This window comes from Pedobacter zeaxanthinifaciens (assembly GCF_003313335.1).
GTDB lineage: Bacteria > Bacteroidota > Bacteroidia > Sphingobacteriales > Sphingobacteriaceae > Pedobacter > Pedobacter zeaxanthinifaciens.
Genome location: NZ_QMHP01000007.1, coordinates 196306 through 203426, shown reverse-complemented (window position 1 = coordinate 203426; position 7121 = coordinate 196306). Strand labels below are relative to the sequence as shown.

Below are 7121 nucleotides of genomic sequence, written 5' to 3'. Positions count from 1 at the left end.
CCTATTTTTTAAAACATAAAAAAGGTCGGAATTTCTTCCGACCATGACTGGAATAATTTCTCCCTTTTTTATTTGTTGATTTCTTTTATTTCTTAAACTGGATGGGCAATATGGTTTGCGTATTGTCCCAAGCCATCACTAAATTAGCACCTTCAGCCGTTTCTACAAAAGTCATAGAGAAAGCATCCACGGTTTTTTCTGGTTTACCCACTGGGATATCCACTCTCAATACATCTTTCTTTTCATCATAGGTAAAAGCGCCCCATTTATCGGTTTGCTTATTGATAATGATGGTCCACTTATCCTTATTTGGAATGGCGAACATGCTGTACCTACCGGCTTTTACTTTTTTGCCATCAACGGAAACAGTTTTGTAAAACTCAATCTCTGTGTTTTCGTTAGCACCTAGGCGCCAAACTTTGTCAAATTGTTCCAACACGCCAAAAATTTCTCTGCCTTTTTTCTGCGGACGAGAATACAGGACTCGAATTACGGGAGCAATTGCTTCCTTCGCTTTTGACGTGTTTAATGGATAGTAAATCACATCAAGCGGACTAGTGTCAACCTTTGGGAAAACAATTGTACCGTCGTTAGAAGTATTTTGGGCTTTTACGGCTCCAATGCTAGCCAATAGCAGCACCAATAAGTATATCTTTTTCATTAAATATGACTGTGCTAGGTTATTGTCCAGTTAATTTTTGGATAAATTGAAGCTAGGGAACTAGTATTCTCTGCCTTTAACTACTTTATTTAAAAACACGCCGCCAAAAATTAAGCCGATAATTGCAGCTAAAAATAGATAGCCAACATGTAAAGTAACGGCCGAAAATGCCAATACAAAAGCAACCATGCCTATTACGTACCAAACCCAATCAAAATTGTTTTTATTTTCTGAAGTACTCATTTTTTTAACTTTTGTGGCAAATTTAGTTATTTCAATACAAAATAAGGCATTTGTTTGAGAAGATTTTATCGAGGAGGTTTTTATGAATAACCAAACCTAATTAGTAGTGAAATCTGCATTGAATAATTGAACATTGTTGATCTTTTCCCTTGCCAGAAACTTGGTAAACTATTCTGTGCTCTCCAGTTATCCTTCTTGACCAAAACCCTTTCAGATTATAGCGCAAGGGCTCGGGCTTTCCCGAACCGTGAAAAGGTGTTCTTTGTATTTCTTTGATCAATAACCTGATTTTATGTTCCACCTCTTGGTCGTTATCCATCCAGTACTCGAAATCTTCCCAAGCCTCAACGGTAAATAAGATATTCATTACTTTTCAGTTGGTGTGAATTCTCTCGTGTCGTTATTTTTCAAGCTTTCTATTGAAGCTTGAAGTCTATTCCTGTTGTTTTCAGAAGACAATAGGTGAGCTGTTTCTGTTAAGGCATTATATTCTTTAATTGAAATTACTACAACCGCATCATCCTCATTGTTATTTCTTGGAATAACTAAAATATCTTCAGATGAGCTTACTTCGTCGAAATAAGACTTCATATTATTTCTCAATGACGTGATCGTTACTGCTTTCATAATTATGGATATGTACGTTCAAATGTACGCAATAAAGTACAGATTTAAAAACTTCCAATCTCAATTTTTCAAAAGCTCATTTACCCTAACCGGTTTATAGCCTTGCTGTTTCAAATATTGCAGCAGTTCTGGAAGCTTGTCGTAAAACTTATCTTTCCGGCGTGGGTCGGTGCCTACATGCAACAATAAAATAAACCCGTTTAACGATTGTTGCTTTTCGTAATCCAATATGGAGTTGTAAATTTCTGTAGTGCTTCGATAAGATTTGCCCAACTCAGGATAAGTATAATCGGCGTTAGAGCGGGTTCCAGCAGTAAAATTGATGAGTTTTAGTCCGGCATCTTCTGTCCAGTTGGCTACGGTTTGGTTATACCATTCATACGGTGGCAAAAAGTACGGGGCCGCTTTTTGGGCAATGCCGAATTTTTCCATCTCCTTATAGTTTGCCGCAATATCTTTTGTAAACTGGTCTTTGTTTACCAACAGAGAATCTCTTTTATTCCAGTCGGCGTAAAGCAAATGCTGATCTGAGTGCGCCCCCAAGTAATGCCCCTTAGCTTTTGCGGCTTTAATAAATGAACCAAAAGCAGGGTTTCGATAAAAGTTACCAGTGAAAAAGAAGGAAGCTTTCAGGTTTTCCCTTTCAAGAGCCGCCAGTATTTTTTGTCCGCCATCCGCATATTCATCTCCGGTGAACACGATAGCCATTTCTTTTTGGTTCGCGTCGCCCCTAACGATAGCGCCCAATTGCTTCGTATAACTCGAAAATTCTTTATTAGTTCTGCTGTCGTAAGCTGCTAGCAGATAAACCAGTGAGGCAGTTCCATCCATGGTAGGTTCATTGGTGCTGTAATCGCCATAATCGTCATGATAAACCGCTAAATCACTTTGGAATTCGGCGTAGTCATCCGGTTTGGTTAACTGAATGCCAATTAAACCTTTGTAAATGCTAGTGTAAACCGGGCCATCAACCAAGCCGCCATCAATAGGGTATTTGCCTAAATGCGTAAAAGCCGAGTGCGGATCTGTAGGCGTATCGCCCCAGTTTGGCAAGCCATAAACCATGCTGGTGCCCCAAGGGTTGCAGCCAAAAATCCAGTCGAAATTTGCTTGTTCCAGCTCAGAAAAAGTGCCATCGCCGCTCAATTGTTTGTACCACATGCACTGCATAGCAAAGGCAACGGTTAAATTATTGCTGCACCAAATAAAGGGTACACCTCTATAAAAAGCGTTATTTCTCGCTCTGCTCCACACCTGCTCAATTCCCTGTTTGTAATAGTTAATAAGTTCACGTTTTCTATTGCCGATACTTTTTTTGGCCAGTTCATAATGTCCTATGTTAATGAAAGGGTACCATTGGTAATGTTTGGCGGTATCAGCAATTAGCCAAGGTGTTATTGGTTCCTGTAGCGCATAAAAAAACGCTGAATCAAGTGCAGATTTTGCTTTGAGCTTGTCGGCGCCAAACTTTGCATTGGCTAAGGCCAGTTCCATATCATCCACCCAATTATCTTCCGCATAAATATAGGGCGATTTTACAGAGGCAGTTTGCGTTACACCTTTTATTTTAAGTGCATATTGATAGGCCGATTTCGATTTTTCTAACAATTTTTGCGAATACGCTTTGTCGGCTTTGTAAATATCGCTAGATAGCGCAAAGGCACTGGCAAATTTGGCTGCCGTTGAGCTCGTTCCTTTGGTGTCATTCATGAACTTGCCTCTTTGCTGCGGCTTGCCATCAATAAAGTACAAAGGGCGTTCAAATCCTTTCCCATACTGACTGTCTTCTTTAGGCAAGCGCATGCTGATATGGTCTCTGTCATCCGCCAGCTGATTAAACATGATATTGGGTTGCGGATGCATTTTCAATAGCCAGTCCAAACCCCATCGAGCTTCATCCAACACATCAGGAATGCCATTTTTGCCATTTAAACCATTAGCTTGCTTCGCATCAGCAAATGCTTTTGGAAAATCCCGATAGGCCATTAAAAGGTGATAGGCCGTATTTGCGGTAGTGGTGGAATACTGCAGGTAATCGCTGGCGTCATGCCAACCGCCAACGGCATCAAAGTGGGTGCTGTCCTTAATGCCGCCATCTTTTCCGTAAACTACAAATCCATCATGGGTATGGCAGCTATCTTTCAAAATAGGGTTGTAGCCGCAGCGTTGTTGTTGCAAATAGCGCAAAGCGAAATCAGCACTTCCTTTGTAAACTTCTTGGCCAATAATTACTTCCGGCGAGGTAACGCCATTGGCTTTAATAAGGTAAGTGCCAGGTTTTTTAAACTCCGAAAAATTTAGCCTTGCAGTTGTATTAAATGGGCCATACGTGCCAAAGTTCTTGATGTTGTTAGATGTGTAAACTGTTTTTCCGCTGGTTTTTTCTACAATTTCAAAACTGCTTGGGAGCTCATTGTTTTTGCTTGCCCAAACAGCCACTTTAATAGCGTTTGGCTGGTAGCCCAATAAGTTAATCCTGATCCAGCTCTGCTCATTTTTGGTTTTTAACGCCATAAGGGCTATCACGCAAAGCGATAAACTTATAAAGATGTAAAGGGGTTTCTTCATTAAAAAAGCATTTATGGCTAAGTTAATGAAAAATAAACCGCAAAGCTTTTTACAAACAAACAAAGCGCAACTAATACGGTTTAAGAACTGGAAAGGCTATAAAATAAAACGTCCCGACTGTACGTCGGGACGTTTATCCCAAAAAATTAACAATTTTTACAAAACTTAAATTAAGGTTTGTAATGCTTTTAAAAGATTTTTGTTTTAACCTTTCATAGGCACAAGTTAGTAATTATTTATCAAAGTATCAAATCAAATAATCTACTAAACTAGTGGATAATTTCGATTTTATTTTTGTAACAAAAAAATATAACTTATTTTTCGGCATGCAATTAAATCAACCAAGTCAACGCGAATATTATTTTAACAACGAGGTAGTTTCTCGTTTCGAATTGTACAACAGTTTATTTCTTACGCTACCATTTTATAAAATTAAGGATACAGGAACTTTACTGCCCTTATTTTTTAAAAGCTGCGAAGATGGAATAAGTAACCACGAAAAACCGAAGCAATTAATTGAGAAGTTTTTTGATAAGTACGTTCAAGACAAGGATGAAAAAAGTGTAATTGATTTACTTTTTAGGTTTATACAATACATTGAGCGGCAGGTGGTATTGTTTGATGCCGTGGAGGATGCTTCTTTCACTAAATTAAACGTAAGCGACGAACAAAGTTCGCTTAGGGCATTATTCTTAAAAGCGAATGACGATGCCAGTTTACATGAGAAAATAGATCGTTTGGTGGAAGAGTTTTCGCTACGTTTGGTGTTAACCGCTCACCCTACGCAGTTTTATCCAGGGCCAGTGCTGGGAATCATCAACGATTTAACAGCCGCCATTAAAACCAACGACATCACAGCCATTAATCAGTTGCTACAACAATTAGGTAAAACGCCATTTTTCAATAAAAAATCGCCAACTCCAGTTGATGAGGCCCTAAGCTTGGCGTGGTACTTGGAAAATGTGTTCTACTTTGCTGCGGCAAATATCCAAACTGGTTTAAATCAGTTGTTAAGCGAATATCATATCGATCCTAAAAAAGTAATTGAGTTAGGTTTTTGGCCAGGAGGCGATAGGGATGGAAATCCAAATGTGAAGGCCCAAACTACCTTGGAAGTTTCCAAAATGTTGCGCCAAATTCTTTTCCGTTGTTATTACCGTGATTTTAGGAACATTAAACGCAGGATCACTTTCAGGGGAGTTGAAGATGATATCAACGCTTTGCAAGAGCTGTTTTATGAAAATGCTTTTAACGCTTCATTGGAAGAAAAAGATATTTCAAATCACATTATAGAGAAGTTAAATGGCATTATTGCTACACTTAACGAATATCATGATGGACTGTTTGTGAATATTGTGCAAGATTTACTTCGTAAAGTGGAGCTTTACCGTTGTTACTTTGCTTCATTGGATATCAGACAGGATAGTAGGGTATTGAGAAAAGTGCATGAGTATTGCCGAAATCAAAAGCCAATTAACTCATTATACGATGCTGGTTATGCCGATTTATCGGAAGAAGAAAAGCTAAAAACACTTTCTTTTAGAAGTGCCAAGGTAATTTACGCTGATGAGCAGGATGAACTCATTAAAGATGCGTTACAAACCATCGCAGAAATTAAAGACATTCAGCAAAAAAATGGCGAGGAAGCTTGTCACCGTTTTATTATCAGTAACTGCCAACAAGCCAGTGATATTTTGCAGCTGATGGAGCTGTTTTTATGGAATGGCTGGGAACCTGAGAATTTAACAATTGATTTTGTGCCGCTTTTTGAAACGGTGAATGATCTTACTGGTGCCGGTGAAATTATGCAGCGTTTGTACACTCATCCATTTTACAAAAAACATTTGGAGCGCAGGGGTAACAAACAGCACATCATGCTGGGCTTCTCTGATAGTACAAAAGATGGCGGTTACTTAATGGCAAACTGGTCGATTTTTACGGCAAAAGTTGCCTTAACCAAAGTGGCCGAGGAGAATAATATCCAGCTGGCATTTTTTGATGGTAGGGGTGGTCCGCCTGCTCGTGGTGGTGGCAAAACACACCGTTTTTATGCTTCAATGGGTAAAGAAATTGCCAACAAGAATATCCAGCTTACCGTACAAGGGCAAACCATTAGCTCACAATATGGTTCGGTGGATAGTGCCGCGTTTAATATAGAACAGTTAATTAATGCAGGTATTTCTTCTGGGGTAAAAGGAAAACACAACGTATTGTTGGATCCAGAAAATTTTGATATCCTTAATAAAATGGCAAAAGATAGCTATGATGCTTACATCGCTTTGCGTAACGACCCTTTGTTTTTAGAATATTTGGAGAAGTTATCGCCGCTTAGCTTACTTTCTAAAATCACCATCAGCAGTAGACCAGTAAAAAGGAATGCAGGCACTAAACTGAAATTAGACGATTTACGTGCCATTGGTTTTGTGACCTCATGGAGCCAGTTGAAACAGAATGTACCAGGTTTTTACGGCGTTGGAACGGCATTAAAAGCGCAGGAAGATTTAGGACATTGGGCGCAGGTGCAAAAAACCTATCAGCAATCAGGTTATTTTAAAACTATCGTTGATAACTGTATCATGTCTATGAGTAAATCGGACTTTGAAATTACCGCTTACTTAGCTAACGACAAGCAATTCGGTGGATTTTGGAAACAATTACATGCTGAATTTGAGCTGTCTAAAGCCATGTTGCTAAAGTTAACTGGTCACGAAACCCTGATGGAGAATTATCCGGTAGAGAAGAAATCAATTGCGGTGCGAGAGAAAATCATTCTGCCTTTGGTATTAATTCAACATTTTGCATTGGATCAACTTCAGGGCGATTTAACTGAAGAAACGCAACAAGCGTACGAAAAATTAGCCATCAGAACGGTTTATGGAATTGTAAATGCGGGAAGGAATTTAGCTTAAAAGTTAGAAAGCCTGGAAGTCCGAAAGTCCGAAAGTCCGAAAGTTGGAAAGACAGGAAGTCAGGAGTTCAGGAAGCCTAATAAGTACAATAAGTATTGAGATTTGCGCAGATT

General features: G+C 39.1%; 6 protein-coding genes. 1 reads left to right on the top strand and 5 read right to left on the bottom strand.

Translation table 11 applies throughout. The annotated features are described in order from the left end of the window. Window positions 1-85: 85 nt before the first annotated feature. The 5 genes from DUT68_RS12850 to DUT68_RS12830 all read right to left on the bottom strand — a co-directional run bounded on the left by DUT68_RS12850 (window position 86) and on the right by DUT68_RS12830 (window position 4099). On the bottom strand, window positions 86-661 hold the full coding sequence (locus DUT68_RS12850) for a DUF2911 domain-containing protein (RefSeq protein ID WP_113638608.1): 576 nt from the start codon (window positions 659-661) through the stop codon (window positions 86-88). Between the two features lie 60 nt (window positions 662-721). After that, complete coding sequence (locus tag DUT68_RS12845; protein ID WP_113638607.1) at window positions 722-904, bottom strand: hypothetical protein; 183 nt, start codon at window positions 902-904, stop codon at window positions 722-724. Window positions 905-1004: 100 nt separating this feature from the next. After that, window positions 1005-1271: a Txe/YoeB family addiction module toxin gene (locus DUT68_RS12840; RefSeq protein WP_113638606.1), complete on the bottom strand. Its 267-nt coding sequence runs from the start codon at window positions 1269-1271 to the stop codon at window positions 1005-1007. Then, a complete protein-coding gene (locus DUT68_RS12835) occupies window positions 1271-1531 on the bottom strand; it encodes a type II toxin-antitoxin system Phd/YefM family antitoxin (protein WP_113638605.1) in 261 nt (86 codons plus the stop codon). The genes DUT68_RS12840 and DUT68_RS12835 overlap by 1 nt, the downstream gene beginning before the upstream one ends. A 60-nt stretch (window positions 1532-1591) precedes the next feature. After that, window positions 1592-4099, bottom strand: a complete 2508-nt coding sequence (locus DUT68_RS12830) for a glycoside hydrolase family 9 protein (RefSeq protein ID WP_113638621.1) — start codon at window positions 4097-4099, stop codon at window positions 1592-1594. Window positions 4100-4425: 326 nt separating this feature from the next. On the opposite strand from DUT68_RS12830, the gene DUT68_RS12825 reads away from it, so the two are divergent. Further along, the gene (locus DUT68_RS12825) at window positions 4426-7008 is read left to right on the top strand and encodes a phosphoenolpyruvate carboxylase (protein ID WP_113638620.1); all 2583 of its coding nucleotides are present in this window, start codon (window positions 4426-4428) and stop codon (window positions 7006-7008) included. Window positions 7009-7121: the final 113 nt, after the last annotated feature.